Annotated in this window: 15 protein-coding genes and 1 pseudogene; 9 read left to right on the top strand and 7 right to left on the bottom strand. The window is 67.6% G+C overall.

Annotated elements, in window-relative coordinates:
• Window positions 1-32: 32 nt before the first annotated feature.
• Complete coding sequence (locus NL1_RS25620) at window positions 33-1,160, top strand: metallophosphoesterase (protein ID WP_245673525.1); 1,128 nt, start codon at window positions 33-35, stop codon at window positions 1,158-1,160.
• On the opposite strand, the gene NL1_RS25615 is transcribed toward NL1_RS25620, so the two are convergent.
• Together NL1_RS25615 and NL1_RS25610 are read right to left on the bottom strand one after the other, a co-directional pair.
• On the bottom strand, window positions 1,132-1,512 hold the full coding sequence (locus tag NL1_RS25615) for a DUF1048 domain-containing protein (RefSeq protein ID WP_067844439.1): 381 nt from the start codon (window positions 1,510-1,512) through the stop codon (window positions 1,132-1,134). The two genes, NL1_RS25620 and NL1_RS25615, sit on opposite strands and share 29 nt — an antisense overlap.
• A gap of 2 nt (window positions 1,513-1,514) precedes the next feature.
• Entirely contained in the window at window positions 1,515-1,844 is a 330-nt protein-coding gene (locus NL1_RS25610; protein ID WP_067844436.1) for a PadR family transcriptional regulator, read from the bottom strand.
• Between the two features lie 210 nt (window positions 1,845-2,054).
• Here NL1_RS25610 and NL1_RS25605 point away from each other — a divergent pair, with 210 nt between their 5' ends.
• The 5 genes from NL1_RS25605 to NL1_RS25585 all read left to right on the top strand — a co-directional run bounded on the left by NL1_RS25605 (window position 2,055) and on the right by NL1_RS25585 (window position 8,366).
• Window positions 2,055-2,804 (top strand): AraC family transcriptional regulator, encoded by a 750-nt coding sequence (locus tag NL1_RS25605; protein ID WP_067844433.1) that lies wholly within the window; start codon window positions 2,055-2,057, stop codon window positions 2,802-2,804.
• 43 nt (window positions 2,805-2,847) lie between these two features.
• Complete coding sequence (locus tag NL1_RS25600) at window positions 2,848-3,795, top strand: sterol desaturase family protein (protein ID WP_067844429.1); 948 nt, start codon at window positions 2,848-2,850, stop codon at window positions 3,793-3,795.
• A 151-nt stretch (window positions 3,796-3,946) separates the two neighbouring features.
• A complete protein-coding gene (locus NL1_RS25595; protein WP_067844426.1) occupies window positions 3,947-4,885 on the top strand; it encodes an oxidoreductase in 939 nt (312 codons plus the stop codon).
• Between the two features lie 145 nt (window positions 4,886-5,030).
• The gene (locus tag NL1_RS25590; RefSeq protein ID WP_067844423.1) at window positions 5,031-7,817 is read left to right on the top strand and encodes a TIR domain-containing protein; all 2,787 of its coding nucleotides are present in this window, start codon (window positions 5,031-5,033) and stop codon (window positions 7,815-7,817) included.
• A 21-nt stretch (window positions 7,818-7,838) separates the two neighbouring features.
• Window positions 7,839-8,366, top strand: coding sequence for a RipA family octameric membrane protein (locus NL1_RS25585; protein WP_067844421.1), 528 nt, complete (start codon window positions 7,839-7,841; stop codon window positions 8,364-8,366).
• Between the two features lie 49 nt (window positions 8,367-8,415).
• On the opposite strand, the gene NL1_RS25580 is transcribed toward NL1_RS25585, so the two are convergent.
• The 4 genes from NL1_RS25580 to NL1_RS25565 form a co-directional block, all read right to left on the bottom strand.
• Window positions 8,416-10,005 (bottom strand): succinic semialdehyde dehydrogenase, encoded by a 1,590-nt coding sequence (locus NL1_RS25580; protein WP_067844419.1) that lies wholly within the window; start codon window positions 10,003-10,005, stop codon window positions 8,416-8,418.
• A gap of 80 nt (window positions 10,006-10,085) precedes the next feature.
• The gene (locus tag NL1_RS25575) at window positions 10,086-10,997 is read right to left on the bottom strand and encodes an acetoacetate decarboxylase family protein (protein ID WP_067844416.1); all 912 of its coding nucleotides are present in this window, start codon (window positions 10,995-10,997) and stop codon (window positions 10,086-10,088) included.
• Window positions 10,998-11,149: 152 nt separating this feature from the next.
• Window positions 11,150-11,863 carry a type 1 glutamine amidotransferase domain-containing protein gene (locus NL1_RS25570; protein ID WP_067844413.1) on the bottom strand — a complete coding sequence of 238 codons (714 nt, stop codon included), beginning with the start codon at window positions 11,861-11,863 and terminating at the stop codon, window positions 11,150-11,152.
• 205 nt (window positions 11,864-12,068) lie between these two features.
• On the bottom strand, window positions 12,069-13,355 hold the full coding sequence (locus tag NL1_RS25565) for an NADH:flavin oxidoreductase/NADH oxidase family protein (protein ID WP_067844410.1): 1,287 nt from the start codon (window positions 13,353-13,355) through the stop codon (window positions 12,069-12,071).
• 106 nt (window positions 13,356-13,461) lie between these two features.
• On the opposite strand from NL1_RS25565, the gene NL1_RS25560 reads away from it, so the two are divergent.
• On the top strand, window positions 13,462-14,064 hold the full coding sequence (locus tag NL1_RS25560; protein WP_067844407.1) for a TetR/AcrR family transcriptional regulator: 603 nt from the start codon (window positions 13,462-13,464) through the stop codon (window positions 14,062-14,064).
• A 61-nt stretch (window positions 14,065-14,125) separates the two neighbouring features.
• A complete protein-coding gene (locus NL1_RS25555; RefSeq protein ID WP_067844404.1) occupies window positions 14,126-15,097 on the top strand; it encodes an NAD(P)-dependent alcohol dehydrogenase in 972 nt (323 codons plus the stop codon).
• 65 nt (window positions 15,098-15,162) lie between these two features.
• Here the strand turns inward: NL1_RS25555 and NL1_RS36820 are convergent.
• Window positions 15,163-15,423, bottom strand: a pseudogene (locus NL1_RS36820) (DJ-1/PfpI family protein); the annotation flags it as partial.
• Window positions 15,424-15,627: 204 nt separating this feature from the next.
• On the opposite strand from NL1_RS36820, the gene NL1_RS25550 reads away from it, so the two are divergent.
• A partial coding sequence (locus NL1_RS25550; protein ID WP_156095038.1) for an LLM class flavin-dependent oxidoreductase occupies window positions 15,628-16,091 on the top strand: 464 nt, incomplete at its 3' end.

Genomic DNA, 16,091 nt, shown 5'->3' with positions numbered 1-16,091 from the left:
CGCGCTACACCCGCGCGCGAGGACGAACCCTCTTGAGATATGTACCCCGCTTGGTCATGTTCCTGGCGATCCCCGCTGTACTGATCTTGCTGCCGTGGTGGACGTTGGTGGCGGCGCCCACGCAGGGAACCGGCTCGCTGTTCTGGCTCGGTTCGGCGCTGTTCGCGCTGGCGTTCTGCTGTCTGCCCGCCTCGATGTATCTCGGCCACGGGCCCGCGCAGTCGGATGCCGCCTCGATCGTCGGCGACACGCTGCTCGGCGTGATGTGGGTGGTGTTCAGCTGGTCGGTGTTCGGCAACGTTGCGCGCCTCGGACTCGCCGTGGCCGGTGTCGGTGATCCTGCCCGCTCCCGGATCGTCGCCGCGGGCGTGCTCGCCGCCGCAACCGCGCTCGTCGTATGGGGCGTGATCGAAGCACGGCGGGTACCGCGTGTTCGCACCGTCGAGGTATCCATCCCCGGGCTCGGCCCGGCGCTGGACGGCCTGCGGTTGGTAGTCGTCACCGACACCCATTTCGCCGCGCTGAACCGACTGCGCTGGTCGGAACGCGTCGTCGAGGTGGTCAACGCGCAACGTCCCGATATCGCCTGCCACGCAGGTGATCTCGCGGACGGCTCGGTGGCGAAGCGGCGCGCGCAGGTCGATCCGCTCGGCAAGGTCGAGGCCGAGCTCGGCCGGTTCTACATCACCGGCAACCACGAGTACTTCGGCGACGCGCAAGGCTGGATCGACCACATGAGGTCGCTCGGCTGGCAACCGCTGCACAACCAGCACGTGGCAGTGCGCCGCGGCGACGACCACCTGGTGATCGCGGGCATCGACGACCCGACGGGCATCGGCCTGGCCGGTCATGGCCCGGACCTTCCCGCCGCGCTCGCCGGTGCGGACCCGGGCGCACCGGTCGTGCTGCTCGCCCACCAACCCAAGCAGATCACCGACGCCGCGGCCGCCGGTGTGGCACTACAGATCTCCGGCCACACCCACGGCGGCCAGATCTGGCCCTTCCACTATCTCGTCCGCCTCGACCAGCCGGTCGTCGCCGGACTGAGCCGCCACGGCGGCACCCAGCTCTACACCAGCCGGGGAACCGGCTTCTGGGGGCCGCAACTGCGGGTCTTCGCACCGAGCGAAATCACCGTGCTGGTCCTGCGTCCGCAGTAGCGGAGCGCGCGAGGGCGTCGGTCAGCTGCTTCCGCGCACGGGCGGGAACGTAGCCACCCTCCGAGTAGTTCTGGACGAACGCCTCGACGAACACCACCGGGTCCTCTCCGACGATCTCGCGGATCGGCGTTCCGTCCGCCGCGGCGCGTTCGAACAGGTCGGCGAGGTCTTCGAACATCGACGCATTGCTGTCGCCGTCGATCGGCACGAAGTGCATCAGGTAACGCTCGATCGCTTCGATCGCCCCGCGGTAGTTCGGCGGAAGCTCTCTCGCGCGCGCCTTGTACTGCCGCCATCGCCGCTTGGGCCCGATCACCTTTGCGATGAAGCCGCCCTTTTCGACATCGGACATGGTTACTTACCTCCTTCGTGGAGCTGCTCGAGCCGTTCGGCGAGGAAGCTCCAAGTCCTCCAGAACTCTTCGAGATATTCCCGTCCCTGAGCGTTGAGGGAGTACACCTTGCGCGGCGGCCCCTTCTCGGACGGGACCTTCTCCACGTCGACGAGGCCGCGCTGCTCGATCCTGACCAGCAGCGCATAGATGGTGCCCTCGGCGATATCGGAGAAGCCCTGATCCCGCAGCCACGCCGTGATCTCGTAGCCGTAGGCGGGCCGGCGGGACAGGATCGCAAGGACGATGCCTTCCAGCGTCCCCTTGAGCATCTCCGTCACCTGCTTGCCCATGGAGCACCTCCCTCGACTATTCAGTGTTGCTGACTACTAGTACATAGTAACGTTGACTACCGGTACTTAGCAACACTTAGTGATGCTGCTGGACGCGGCCGGGGTCGCCTACACTCACGCGATGTCGTCGGTGTTTTCGGTCTGCGCAGCGATCAGCGCAGCCTTCGCTGTGCTCATCGCGGTTCGCCTGCCCGTCCACAGCTCATCGCGGTGACCGTGACGATGCCGCGCTGGCTCGGCGGGGTCGTGTTCACCCCCGGTCTGATGGCCTTCACCGGCGACATCGGTGACACCGGAGCCCATTCCCATGCCGCCGTCCAAGTCCTGCTCGTCACCGCGGGCGAGGTGACCCTGATCGACGCCGCCGGACGCTCCGCGAACGCCGAAGTGGCGATCATCCCGCCTGGCGTGCGTCACGAAGTGCGCGCCGCCCCGGCCACCAAGGGCTTCATCGCCTACCTCGACTCCGCGGGCACCGTCGGTCGCGCCGCCCTCACTCGATTGCGTTGCCTGCCTGCCGATCACGTCACCAGCTGGATCACCGCGGCGATCCCGCGCACCACATCGATAGCGCCGCAGCAGAATTCGGTGTCGCGTCCGTCGTGGCGGTCCACGCACCCGGTGGTTGCCGAGGCGCTGCGCGTGGCAGCGGCTTCCGCGGGCGGGCCACCGTCGCTGGGCGATCTCGCGGCCGCCGTGGCGATGTCGCCGAGTCGCCTGTCGCATCTGTTCACCGAGCAGGTAGGGCTGCCGTATGCGGCGTGGCGGCGTTGGACTCGGCTGCAACTGGCGGTCGGCACCGTGCGCGCGGGCGGCTCGCTGACCGAGGCCGCACACGCTACGGGTTTCACCGACAGCGCCCATCTCACCAAAACCTGTCGCGACCTGTTCGGCATCACCCCCACCGAAGCTCTCATCGCGACCGGCTGGCGACCTCCACCGGCCGCGCAGCTCAGCTGATTTCTACAAGCCCGCACCGGGGTGCGGCGGCGACGCTGAATCCATGTCCACAATCGTTCGACCCCTCATTCGCTACGGCTACGCACCGCTCATGCTGCTCGGTATCAACGGCGCCGGAATCGCCTTGGCCGCAGGCGGAGCCAACAAAGCCTGGCTGCTCGCTCTGCTGATTGCCGCTATCGCATTGTCGTTCGCCGTCGAACGCCTGCTGCCGTATCGGAGTGTCTGGAACAGCTCCCACGGCGATGCGGGGCGCGATACCGCGCATACCTTCGTCAACGAAACACTCATTCTCACCAGCGTCGCCGCCATCCCGGCCTTGGCCGCGCTCGTCCCCGGTGACGGGATCTGGCCTACCGGTTGGCCTTTCGTCGTTCAGGTTCTGATCGCCATTCTGGTCGCCGATTTCGGCATCACTCTGACGCACTACGCCAGTCACAAGATCGGTCTGCTATGGCGGTTTCACGCTGTGCACCACAGCGTGACCCGCTTCTACGGCCTCAACGGCCTGATGAAACATCCCCTGCACCAAACCCTCGAGATGACCGCAGGCGTCACCCCACTGCTGTTGGCCGGGATCCCGGTGCCGGTCGCGGCGGCGTTGTCGCTGGCGGTCGCGGTGCAGCTGCTGCTGCAACACTCCAACGCCGACTACCGCGTCGGCCCGTTCAAATACGTCCTGGCGCTCAACGAAGGCCACCGCTTCCACCACCTCAAATGGGCGGGCATCGGCGACGTCAACTTCGGGTTGTTCACCCTCCTCTGGGATCACCTGCTGCGCACCTACAGCTACGACCCCGCCCGCCGCTTCACCAGCGCCGACCTCGGGATGGCCGCCAAACCCGACTACCCCGTCGGCTACCTGGCTCAGCTCGCCGAGCCCTTCACCCGCCACGGCGCCTGCACCGCCACCTCCGGCAATAGCACCGAAAACTCTTCCGACGCAACGGCGGTCGGCCGTGACCGGGAGACCATCCAGCCGATCGGCTGAAAGCGACCTCGGATTGCGCGGTGAGCGGTCGAGTGACGAGGTTCAGTGGGTTGATCAGTAGTTCTCCGGTTCAGCTTCCGAACCGCCGCTCTTCCGAACTAGTTTTGGTAGATTTCGTGACCGAACGAACCATTCGGCCAGGAGGTTCGCGATGTTCTGGAACACGTCCGAAATCCCTGATCAGCGCGGCCGGACTGCGGTGGTGACCGGGGCCAACAGCGGGCTCGGGCTGGAGACGGCGCGGCAACTGGCGGCGAAGGGCGCGCATGTCGTGATGGCGGTGCGCAATCAGAACAAGGCCGCGGCCGCGATCGAAAGCATCCGCGCGACGGCGCCGGACGCCTCCCTGGAATTGGTGGCGCTCGACCTCGCCGCGCAGGCATCCGTCCACACGGCGAGCGAACAGATCCTCGCCGCACATCCGCGCATCGACCTGCTGATCAACAACGCCGGAGTGATGGCGACCGTCGAGTCGAAGACCGTCGACGGTTTCGAGATGCAGTTCGGTGTGGACCACCTGGGGCATTGGACCCTGACCGCGCTGCTGATGCCCGCGCTGCTGCGCGGTGCGCACGCCCGGGTGGTCACCGTGACGAGCACGGCCCATCACATGGGCCGCGCCGTCGATCCGGCCAACCCGCACCTCGAAGGCCGCTACGGGCCGTGGCGCGCGTACGGCCAGGCCAAGCTCGCCAACTTCCATTTCGGCCTGGGACTGCAGCGCGAGTTCGAGCGGGCGGGCGTGGGCGCGGCGAGCCTCCTCGCGCATCCGGGCTTGTCGAACACCAACCTCCAAGCGGTCAGTGTGCAGGAATCCGGCGGCGGCGCGACACAGCGGTTCAGTCACTGGGCCGCTGTGCACACGGGTATGTCCGCATCCGACGGGGCGCTGCCACAGCTGCGCGCAGCGACCGACCCGGCCGCGAACGGCGGTGAGTTCTACGGCCCGCTGTTCGTCAACAACGGACCGCCGGTGCGCAAACCGATCTTCCGCAAGATCGGCATGAGCGGCGCCATCGCCAAACTGTGGGAGGTCTCCGAGCGCGAGACCGGAGTGCCGATCGACGTGTCCACCCCGGCAGGCAGGTAACTGCCGCCGAACTCGACGCCCTGCGCGCCACTCCACGACTTCCTGCGAAAGCGAGTAGCAAACTACGCGCGACGTCCGAACTCGTGCGCGTCATGCTCGGACAGTCCAGGTCATGCACCTCGGCTGGAGAGCAGGGAGTCAACCCATGTGTGCTCAGGCCCCGGAGGTTCCGGGGCAGGCTCGCGGGAGCAGGGAGTCGTTCGATTACGACGCCTTCATCTCCTACGCCCACGATGATCGGCCGGTCGCCGCGGGAATCCAGAAGGGTCTGCATCGCATCGGCCGACGCATGGGCCACCTGCACGCTCTGCGGGTCTTCCGCGACGCCACCGACCTCACCGCCAGCCCCAACCTGTGGGGCCGAGTCACCGAGGCAATGGACCGCGCCCGCTACCTGATCGTGGTCCTCTCCCGCGACGCGGCAGCTTCCGGCTGGGTCAACAAGGAAGTCACCCACTGGCTGCAGCGGCACGGACCGGACCAGCTGCTTTTCGTCGTCGCCAACGGACACCTGACCTGGGACGAAGACACCGGACGATTCGATCCGGACCGATCCGACGTGGCCCTGCCGGTGCTGACGCAACCCGGGGCCCTGGCCACCGAACCGTTCTACGTCGACGTCTCCGAGGACACGCCATGGGACCCGCGCGCTGCGATATTCCGGGAGAAGGTCACCGACCTCGCAGCCCCGATCCACGGCAAACCCAAATATGAACTGGCCAGCGAGGATCTACGCGAGCAACGCCGTTTCCGGCGGTTGCGGCGCACCGCCGTCGCGGGGCTGGTCCTATTGACCGTTCTCGCGATCGCCGCGGCAACGATCGCGATCGCGAAAGAGCGAGAGGCGGTACGCCAACGCAACGACGCGGTCGCTCTCGCCCTGACCGCGGCCTCCCGCGATGCCACCGGCAATGCCGCGGCCGCTCTCGCGCTCGCCGCCGAGAGCAGCCTGGCAACCCCGGCGCCGCTCTGGCAGGCCACCAACGCATTGGTCAACGCCCGCATCGCCTTCAGCCACCGCAATGCTCAGCAGGTTCGTGCCCCGCTCACCGGACACACGGACTCGGTGACCGCGGTGGCGTTCAGTCCGAACGGCACCCGACTGGCCACGGCCGGCCTCGACAAAACAGTGCGGGTGTGGGATGCGGCCACCGGCGAGCAAGTCGGCGAACCACTCATGGGCCACACCCGCGGGGTGTACTCGGTGGCGTTCAGTCCGGACGGCACCCGGCTGGCCACAGCCGGTTTCGACAAAACGGTGCGGGTCTGGGATGCGGCCACCGGCGAGCAAGTCGGCGAACCACTCACCGGCCACACCGATGGGGTGCACTCGGTAGCGTTCAGCCCGGACGGCAGCCAGCTGGCCACCGCCGGCGCCGATCAGACCGTGCGGTTGTGGGATCTGATGTCCGGCCGGCCCGTGGGCACCCCACTCATCGGTCACACCGGCTGGGTGTACTCGGTAGCGTTCAGCTCGGACGGCACCCGACTGGCCACCGGCGGCACCGATCAGACCGTGAGGTTGTGGGACCGGGCCACCGGGCGGCCGATCGGCGAACCGCTCACCGGACACACCGACTGGGTGTACTCGGTAGCGTTCGGCCAGAACGGCACCCGGCTGGCCACCGCCAGTTTCGACAAAACAGTGCGGCTATGGGACCCCGCCACCGGCGAGCAAGTCGGCGAACCACTCACCGGCCACACTGACGGGGTGCACTCGGTGGCGTTCAGCCCGGACGGCACCCGGCTGGCCACCGCCGGTCTCGACAAAACAGTGCGGCTATGGGACCCCGCCACCGGCGAGCAAGTCGGCGAACCACTCACCGGCCACACCAACGCGGTGCACTCGGTAGCGTTCAGCTCGGATGGGGCCAGACTGGCCACCGGCGGCACCGATCAGACCGTGAGGTTGTGGGATCTGATCTCCGGCCGACCCGTAAGCGACCTGCTCACCGGTCACACCGGCTGGGTGTTCTCGGTGGCGTTCAGCCCGGACGGTACCCGACTGGCCTCGGCCGGCGCCGATCAGACTGCGCGGCTGTGGGACCCGACCAGCGGCGAGCAGGTCGGTGAACCGCTCACCGGACACACCGACTGGGTGTACTCGGTAGCGTTCAGCCCGGACGGCACCCGGCTGGCCACCGCCAGCCGAGACAACACCGTGCGATTGTGGAACCCGGCCACCGGCGAGCAGGTCGGTGAACCGCTCAGCGGACACACCGGCTGGGTGTACTCGGTAGCGTTCAGCCCGGGCGGCGCCCGACTGGCCACCGCCAGCCGAGACAACACCGTGCGATTGTGGAACCCGGCCACCGGCGAGCAAGTCGGCGCACCGCTCACCGGACACACCGACGGGGTGTACTCGATAGCGTTCAGCCCGGACGGCACCCGACTGGCCTCCACCGGCGCCGATCAGACCGTGCGATTGTGGGATCCGGCCACCGGGCGCCCGATCGGCGAGCCGCTCACCGGCCACACCAACGGGGTGAACGTCGTGGTGTTCAGCCCAGACGGCACCCGTCTCGCCACCGCCAGCCGGGACAACACCGTGCGATTGTGGAACCCGGCCACCGGCGATCAGGTCGGCGAATCGCTCACCGGCCACACCAACGGAGTGTTCTCGGTAGCGTTCAGCCCGGACGGCCGACTGACCTCCGGAGGCTTCGACAAAACGGTGCGGGTGTGGGACCCGGCCACCGGGCGGCCGATCGGCGCACCGCTCACCGGACACACCGGCTGGGTGAATGCAATGGCGTTCAGCCGGGACGGTGCCCGGCTGGCCTCCGCCAGCTACGACAAGACAGTGCGGGTGTGGGATCGACTCTGGGACGCCGACGCGGCATGTGATCTTGCTGCTCCCTACGTGACCCGAACCCAGCTACAGGAATACATGCCGTCCAGCTGGGAACCGACATGTCGATATTCGGAGTAGCGATACCGCAGGAGGTGGACGGTGCACCACAACGATCGCCGATCCGAGCTTCGCCACCGTCTCTGGAACGACCCGCAAGAAGGGACCGAACCCGACGGCCGCACCGCCACCTACGAGACCGCGGTGCTCGACCAGTACCGGCTCTATGTGGAGATGGCCGATCGGGTGAGCGCACGACGGGGCCTGACCAACTCCTTCTTCCTCACCCTCAATACGGGCATCTTCACGCTCGTCGCCGCCTTCGGGAAGACCCCACAGGACGGCAAGGAAGGATGGCTGGCGATCCCCCTGGCCGCGATCCTCGGCCAATGTGTCGCCTGGCTCTACCTGGTCCGCAGCTACCGGCTCCTGAACAGCGCAAAATACGAGGTCGTCGGCGCCCTCGAAGAACGACTCCCCGCCTCCCCCTTCTGCCGCGCCGAATGGTGGGCGCTAGGTGAAGGTAAGGACAGGGCACGATACTGGCCCCTCTCCCACATCGAGCAGTGGATCCCCCTCCTCTTCGCTCTCGCCTATATCTCGGGGTTCCTCGCCACTGTTCTCGCCTGAATCCGCGCCGGTCCGTGCGTGCGTGGGAGGTTGTGGCAGGCGCTGCGCCTCAGCGAGCGCCGATTCCCTTCAGGACCTTCAACGTGGCGGTCAGGATGGTGGCCCAGGTTCGGTGCGAGACGCCCGCAGGTGCGTCGAACCCCAGGAGGCGTTGGTGGGCAACGGTTTGCGGCTCGGTGTATTTGAGGATGCCGTCGGCGCCGTGGCGGCGACCGAGTCCCGAGTCACCCATGCCGCCCATCGGTGAGTCGATGCTTCCCCATGCGGCGGCGAAGGCGTCGTTGACGTTGACCGTTCCGGCGTGCAGTCGGGCGGCGACGGCCCGGCCCTTGGCGCCGTCGCGGGTCCAGACGCTGGCGTTGAGACCGTACGGCGTGGCGTTGACCCGCGCGATCGCGTCGTCGACATCGCGGTAGGGGTAGATCGAGACGACGGGGCCGAAGGTCTCGTGCTCGTAGAGCGTCATGTCGGGGGTGACGTCGGTGAGGATGGTCGGTTCGTAGAACAGCGGCCCGAGATCGGGTCGTGCCTTACCGCCGGCCAGCACGGTCGCGCCCTTGGCGACGGCGTCCTCGACGTGCGCGGTGACGGTGTCCAGCTGGGCCGGGTTGGTGAGGCTGCCGACGTCGCGGCTGTAGTCGTAGGCGGCGCCTATCTGGAGTTTCCTGGTGCGGTCGACGAACGCGGCGACGAATTCGTCGTGGATGGTCTCGGCCACGTACATGCGCTCGATGGAGACGCAGAGCTGGCCGGTCGAGGGGAAGCACGCGGCGATCGCGCCGTCGGCCGCGCGGTCGATGTCGGCGTCGTCGAGGACGAGCATGGCGTTCTTTCCGCCCAGTTCCAGGGATGCGCCGATGAGGCGTTCGCCTGCGTCGCGGGCGATCTGGCGTCCGCTGGCGGTGGAGCCGGTGAACATCATGTAGTCGGCGTTGTCCATCAGCGCGCCGCCGATGGAGCTGCCCCGGCCTACCACCATCTGCCACACACCGGTCGGCAAACCGGCCTCGTGCATCAGGTCGAGGGCCCACAGCGCGGTGAGCGCGGTCTGGGTATCGGGCTTCTGGACCACGGCGTTGCCTGCCATGAGCGCCGGAATGGCGTCGCCCGCGGCCATGCTCAGGGGGTAATTCCACGGCGAGACAACGGCGACGACGCCCTTGGGGTGGCGCAGTTCGGTGGTGTGGGTCAGCAGCGGGATCGCACCACGGCGGCGTTGGGGCGCGAGCAGTTTGGCGGCACTGCGCGCGTAATACCGTGCGGTGATGGCGATGTCGGTGATTTCCAGGAACGCGTCACGACGGGTCTTGCCGCTTTCGGCCTGCATCAGATCGAGCACCTCGTTGCGGCGGTCGAGAACGAGATCGTGGAAACGCAGCATGATCTCTTTTCGCTCACGCATGGACGTCGCGGCCCAGGCCCCCTGGGCGGCGCGGGCGCGCACGAATGCTGTCTCGACATCCGTCGGCGTCGATACCGGCAGGTCGGCCAGCGGCCCACCGGTGTACGGGGCATTGGTGGTGACCCGTACGGCGTCCGCCGTGGCCGCGACTCGTGCGGTCAGTCGCTCGAGCAGGGCCGGGTTCAGCGAGGGAGGCAGACCCGAGCTGCGGGTGAGGGTGGCGTGGTCAGTTGGCATGGCAGAGCTCCGTGATGTTGTCGCGGGCGGCGGGTTGGAGGTGGAGGTCGGCTTCGCCGCGATCGGTGGCCCGCCGTCGGTCAGCTGCGGACCGAGGTGGGGACCGGCATGTGCAGGGCGAGTTGGCCTTCGGTCGTCACATCGAGCCGAACGGTCTTGATCGGTTCGAGCGATCGCAGGTCGTCTGCCATACGGCCCTGCCCGATCCGGAGGTCGACGTTGCGCGGCAGCAACGCACTTCCGGCCGAGAGCACGTTGGTCTGGCTGAGGGTCGAATGCCACGCGCCGTCGATCGACGTGTACGAGGTGAGTGTCGAGACCCGCTCGCCGGTCGGATATGTGGTCTGGGCGGGCGTGGCCACCGAGAGCGACAGGTCCGTCTCGCCGACATCGTTCGCCACTCGCGCGATGGTTCGACCGGCATCGATGTCGACCTCGAGCTCGGTGACCCATTTGGGGAAGCCGTAGCCGTCGTGACCGCGCACCTGGGCGATATCGGTGCTGACCGGCAGGGACAGCACGTAGGAATCGAGGTGGTCGTTCTTCAGGCCCGTGACGAGATCGACGAACCCGAGGCGGCCGTGCCGTGCCGGTCTGACCGCGACCCCGACGGCGGCCTCGGTGTAGAAGTCGATGTCGCACACGTCGTAGCGAAAGAACATCACCGAGACCAGCCCCAGACCCGGCGCTATTTCCAGCGGCGCCAATTCCCCGGGCAGACGGGTACGGATCGTGCGGGAGCGGGCCAGCATCGTCAGCCGGGCGGTCGAGACGCGGTAGTAGAAGTTCGGAGTCAGCGTCGGACCGATCCGCGAGTCGACCTTGGTTTTCGGCAGCCGCCGGAAGAAGTCCACGCTACTGACGCGGGGATCGCGGGCGACTTCGTCCAGATCGGTGTTCATCCGATACCGGTCGTACAGTCCGCCTTTCGGAACCGTGACCGTGCGGCCACCCAGGTCGACCTCGACTGTGTCCTGATCGGTCGATGACATCGGCGTCTCTCCCTCGCTCTAATGTATACAGTGCAAACATGAGGTTATTCCGCTATGTAAGCGCTGTCAACAATGCGGGGGTGTGATCTGACCCAAGGACTCTGCGATGCCCTGGGCGGCGAGGATCGACTGCCGCCCAGGCCGAGAAAGGCTCACTTCGAGGACTGGGCGCCGACGTCGGCGACGAGCCGCCCTGCCAGCTCCTCCGAGGATTGCGGATTCTGCCCCGTGTACAGATTCCTGTCGACAACGATGAAGGGCCGCAGCGGAATTCGCGCCTTGGAGTACTCGACACCCGCCTCCTTCAACTTGTCCTCCAGCAGCCACGGCGCCTTTCTCGCGAACCGGTTGAACAGCTCCTCCCGGTTGGACAGCCCGGTCATCCGGTAGCCCGCGAACGGTGACGTGCCGTCGGGCGCGGCCGCGGCCAGGATCGCCGCAGGCGCATGACACAGCAGCGCGAGCGGCTTGCCCGACGCCAGCCGATTGGCCAGCAGCGCGCCGGAGGTCTTGTCGTAGGCGAGATCCTCCATGGGACCGTGCCCGCCCGGGTAGAACACCACGTCGAACGCATCCGGGTCGACGGTTTCCAGCGCCACCGGTGTAGCCAGCACAGGCTCGATGCCGTCCAGGTAGCTCTTGACCGCGCCACGCTTCCACGGCATTCCACCGGCGAGTCCGAGGCTGAGCCGATCGAGGGTCGGAGCCTTGCCACCCGGGGTCGCAACGGCGATATCCCAGCCCGCCTCGGAGAAGATCCGGTGCGGCACCGCGACCTCTTCGGCCCAGTAGCCCGAGGGGTGCACCGAACCATCGTTCAGCGTCCAGCGATCTGCCGCGGAGATCACGAACAGAACCTTCGTCATCGTCTTATTCCTCTCATGCGGTCATGCGAAGACGAATACGGCGAGGTCCGTGCGACATCGCGAAAACTGACACCTTGGCGCCGAAAGTCGGAGAAACGCGGACCTTCGCCAAATGTATTCACCGCTTACATTAGTGACTGCGGTGCTGGCCGTCAACGCGGACGACGCGTTGCCGATCACTGGAAGCCAACGCCTGCCCCGCGACTCAGAGCGCCGCCACGCTCGGCTTACGAGCGCCCTGCCGTTCCCTCGACGCGAGCCATCGCGCGTAGCGACGCAGTGCGCGACTCTGCACTCGCTGGTCCGCGATCAGCGCGAACACCGGACTGACACCGAGCGCAGGGTTGTTCCCCGCGGCCATCCGCCGCATCTGGTAGCGGACACGCGCCATTTCGGCGAGGGAGGCAAGCGACTTGTCCGACCAGGTCACCGGCTTCATGGTTCCGGTCGCCGCCAAACCCTCGCGCCAGCGGTTGGGCAGATCGGGGGTGACCGAAAGCGCCGTTCCCATGCCGACCACCGCGACGTTGTTGGCCAGCACTCGTTCGGCGGTCTCCCGGCGAGAGATCCCGCCGGTCAGCATCAGGGGTAGCGCACTGGTCTCGGCCAGTTCCGTGGCAAGTTCCAGGAAGTAGGCCTCGCGGGCGGCGGTGCGCCCATCGGTGGGGCGACCGGACATGGCGGGACTTTCGTAACTGCCGCCGGATACCTCGACGAGGTCGACACCCAGCGACGCGAGCATGCCGATCACCCTGTGCGCGTCATCGGCGTCGAAGCCGCCGCGCTGGAAGTCCGCGGAATTCAGTTTCACCGCGACGGCGAAACTCGGCGACACCGCGGCGCGGATGGCGCGCACGATCTCGAGCAACAGCCGCGCGCGGTTCTCGAGCGAGCCTCCCCATTCGTCGGTGCGCGTGTTGACCAGCGGAGACAGGAACTGCGACAGCAGATAGCCGTGCGCGGCGTGGACCTCGACCCCGTCGAACCCGGCCAGCTCGGCACGCTGGGCGGTGGTGACGAACCGGGCGATCGTTGCCTGGATCTGCTCGGAAGTCATCGCGACCGGCCGGCCGAACCGCTTGGAGTGACGGCCCACATCGACCGCGATATCCGAAGGCCCCCAGACGACTCCGGGCATGCGCGCCTGAACCTGACGGCCGGGATGGCTGATCTGCATCCACATGGCCGCACCCGCGGCCTTGCCCGCCTGTGCCCACGCCACGAAGGGCTCCAACGGCGCGTCGGCGTCCAGGACGATGCCGCCCGGCCCGGTCAGCGCTTCGGCGTGCACCATCACGTTTCCCGTGATCAGCAGGCCCGCACCGCCCGCGCCCCACCGTCGATACAACGCGATCAGGCGCTCGTCGGGCAGTTGCGCCCGCCCCGCCATCCCCTCTTCCATGGCCGCCTTCGCGATCCTGTTGCGCAATACCTGGCCGGACCGCAACTGAAGAGGCGAGAACAACCCGTCCAGTGCTGAACCGCTCGTCATTGTGGACCTCCCTTCGAGCTCGAATGTTTGCAGTGCTCACATCATGTGCGCAGTGCTAACATTAGAGGGAGATGTAAGCGATGTCAACGCTTGTTAGGTTGGGACCATGGCAACGTCGACCACGTCGTATCACCACGGCGATCTACCCAATGCGCTGGTGCGCGCAGCCGTGGAGCTTCTCGAGGAAGGCGGCGCGGCCGAGCTGTCGCTCCGTGCCGCAGCACGGCGCGCCGGCGTGTCCACCGCGGCGCCGTACCGGCATTTCGCCGACCGCAATGCGCTGCTGTCCGCCGTCGCCGCGGTGGGCTATCGCGAACTGGCCACCTCTCTGGCCTCGGCGCATCCCGCACCGGCCACGGCCGAAGGCCTCGCCGCCACCGCGGTCGCCTACGTCCAATTCGCGCTGACGCGACCGGGAATGTTTCGAGCGATGTTCGCCGAGCCTTGCGATCCGAACAGCCCCGAGCGGGTGGCCGCGGCGGAGGCGATCAATGAGTACGTCAAATCGATTGTGCGGCAAGCCTTTCCAACTGCCGACCCGGATGCGATGGCAGCAGCCGTGTGGGCGCTGGTTCATGGCCTTGCCTTCTTGCACCTCGACGGCAAGTTCGACGCCTCGTCCTCCGAGGCCGTTGCCGATCGGGTCCGCAAGGCAGTAGACGCGGTACTCGGGGCGACAGGTCAGGTACCGGTCTCGCCGCGCACCTGAGGCGCGGCCCCGCCTACTCGAGCTGGCCGGTGGACGGCTCGTTTGCCCTACGCTCTGGGTCATGAAAGCCATGGCACAGCGCACCTGGAAGACCGGAGAGCCGCTGGAACTCCTGGAGCTGCCCACGCCCGAGCCGCGCAAGCACGAGGTCCGGGTGCGGGTCCAGGCCATCGGGGTCAATCCGGTCGACTGGAAGATGCGTAGCTACGGTCCCCTGCGTCTGGCGGCCCGCCTGCTGGGGCCGAGGCCACCGGTCGTGGTGGGGGTGGACTTCGCCGGGGTGGTCGAGGCCGTCGGCCCGGGGGTGACGCGCGCCGTCCCGGGCGACCGGGTGGTGGGCGGCACCAACTTCTCGCGCGGCCAGCGCGGCTCTTACGCCGACACCGTGCTGGTCCGCGAGGACCAGCTCTGCCGTATCCCGGATTCGGTGGACATCGCCGCGGCCGCCGCTCTGCCCATCAGCGGCGTCACCGCCCGGATGGCGGTGGTCGACCTGGGCCGCATCCGCCAAGCACAGCCCGCCGACCGCCGCGTCTTGGTGCTGGGCGCCTCCGGCGGCGTAGGTCAGCTTGCGGTGCAGATCGCCGAATCAGAGGGCGCCTTCGTAGCCGGTGTCTGCTCGACGAAGAACGTGGAGATGGTCACCGACCTGGGGGCCGACGTGGTCCTCGACTACACCCAGGGCGATGCACTCACCCAAGCCAGGGCGCATGCCCCCTTCCACATCGTCATCGACTGCGTGGGCAACTACTCCGGCGCCGACTGCCGAGCCCTCCTGTCCTCGCGCGGGCGCCACATCATGGTGGCCGGCGACAGCCCCGCCGCCGTCGTGCAAATGCTGGTGTCGCCGTTCAAGTCCAAAACCATTCTGGGCAAGCCCACCGGTGAGCGACTGGAGCCGCTGGTGGCCGCCGTCGCCGCAGGCAAACTGCGGGTGAGCATCGCCGAGAAGCTGCCGCTCACCAGCGCCGAGGAGGCGCACCGGCTCAGCCGGACCAGCCGCATGACCGGCAAGCTGATCCTGGAGCCCTGAGATCCGGCGGAAACCCCTGCGGCGGTGACGATGTCGCCGTCGTCGACAAATCGTTCGCCACAACGGACCTCGATCGTCGGATCCAACGCGGCGAGCCGGTCCAGCGAGCGCCAACGGGTGGTAGCCGACCGCCCGGCGAGCAGACCGGCGGCGGCGAGGACCAGGGCGCCGGTGCACGCACTGGTGATCAGGGGCGTCGTCCCGCGTTGCGCCCGAACCCATGCGAGATGGTCGGGATCCAGCGGCAACGGACGAGCGCCTCGCCCCGCCGGGATAGACGAGCACGTCCCGGTCGGGCGCGACGTCGAGACCCGGCGGTATGACACCAGCCGACAGCGGGTAGGCCCATCTCGAAGGCGGCATCAGCCCCTGCCAGGTCGATGGCTGCCGAGTGCGCAAGCTGGGCGGAAGCGGCTGCTCTGCGTAGCCCTGTACGCCCGGTGCGTGCAGCCCGCATCGCGACCGCGGGTGCCATGCGGAGGAACGCGAGGTAGTGTGCAACCAGTTGCATATGAAATGAGGTGCATATCATGCGTATCGGATTGGGTATCAACTACTCGGGTGGTTTCAAGGAAGCCGCGGCGGAAGTGGCCGACCTGGAGCGGGCCGGGCTGGACACGGTGTTCGTGCCCGAGGCGTATTCCTTCGATGCGGTCAGTGCGTTGGGGTATCTGGCGGCCAGGACCGAGCGGGTGCAGTTGGCGTCGGGGATCCTGCAGATCTACACCCGCACCCCGAGCCTGACGGCGATGACGGCAGCGGGTCTGGATTTCGTGTCCGAGGGCCGGTTCCTGCTCGGGTTGGGTGCGTCGGGCCCGCAGGTGATCGAGGGTTTCCACGGGGTGGCCTACGACGCGCCGATCGGACGCACCCGGGAGTTGGTGGAGATCTGCCGCAAGGTGTGGCGCCGGGAACGGCTGGAGTATCAGGGCAAGCATTACCGGATCCCGCTGCCCGAGGGCGAGGGCACCGGTCTGGGCAAGCCGTTGAAGCT

Origin of the sequence: Nocardia lijiangensis NBRC 108240, from assembly GCF_001613045.1 — a bacterium.
Taxonomy (GTDB): domain Bacteria; phylum Actinomycetota; class Actinomycetes; order Mycobacteriales; family Mycobacteriaceae; genus Nocardia; species Nocardia lijiangensis.
Note: the sequence above shows the minus strand (reverse complement) of the source record. Positions and strands in the feature narration are given on the sequence as shown.

Coding starts and splice junctions, on each gene's coding strand:
- NL1_RS25615 (WP_067844439.1), bottom strand. CDS start 1,512: ATGTCCGATGTCGAAAAGGGCGGCTTCATCGCAAAGGTGATCGGGCCC.
- NL1_RS25610 (WP_067844436.1), bottom strand. CDS start 1,844: ATGGGCAAGCAGGTGACGGAGATGCTCAAGGGGACGCTGGAAGGCATC.
- NL1_RS25600 (WP_067844429.1), top strand. CDS start 2,848: ATGTCCACAATCGTTCGACCCCTCATTCGCTACGGCTACGCACCGCTC.
- NL1_RS25595 (WP_067844426.1), top strand. CDS start 3,947: ATGTTCTGGAACACGTCCGAAATCCCTGATCAGCGCGGCCGGACTGCG.
- NL1_RS25590 (WP_067844423.1), top strand. CDS start 5,031: ATGTGTGCTCAGGCCCCGGAGGTTCCGGGGCAGGCTCGCGGGAGCAGG.
- NL1_RS25580 (WP_067844419.1), bottom strand. CDS start 10,005: ATGCCAACTGACCACGCCACCCTCACCCGCAGCTCGGGTCTGCCTCCC.
- NL1_RS25575 (WP_067844416.1), bottom strand. CDS start 10,997: ATGTCATCGACCGATCAGGACACAGTCGAGGTCGACCTGGGTGGCCGC.
- NL1_RS25570 (WP_067844413.1), bottom strand. CDS start 11,863: ATGACGAAGGTTCTGTTCGTGATCTCCGCGGCAGATCGCTGGACGCTG.
- NL1_RS25565 (WP_067844410.1), bottom strand. CDS start 13,355: ATGACGAGCGGTTCAGCACTGGACGGGTTGTTCTCGCCTCTTCAGTTG.
- NL1_RS25560 (WP_067844407.1), top strand. CDS start 13,462: ATGGCAACGTCGACCACGTCGTATCACCACGGCGATCTACCCAATGCG.
- NL1_RS25555 (WP_067844404.1), top strand. CDS start 14,126: ATGAAAGCCATGGCACAGCGCACCTGGAAGACCGGAGAGCCGCTGGAA.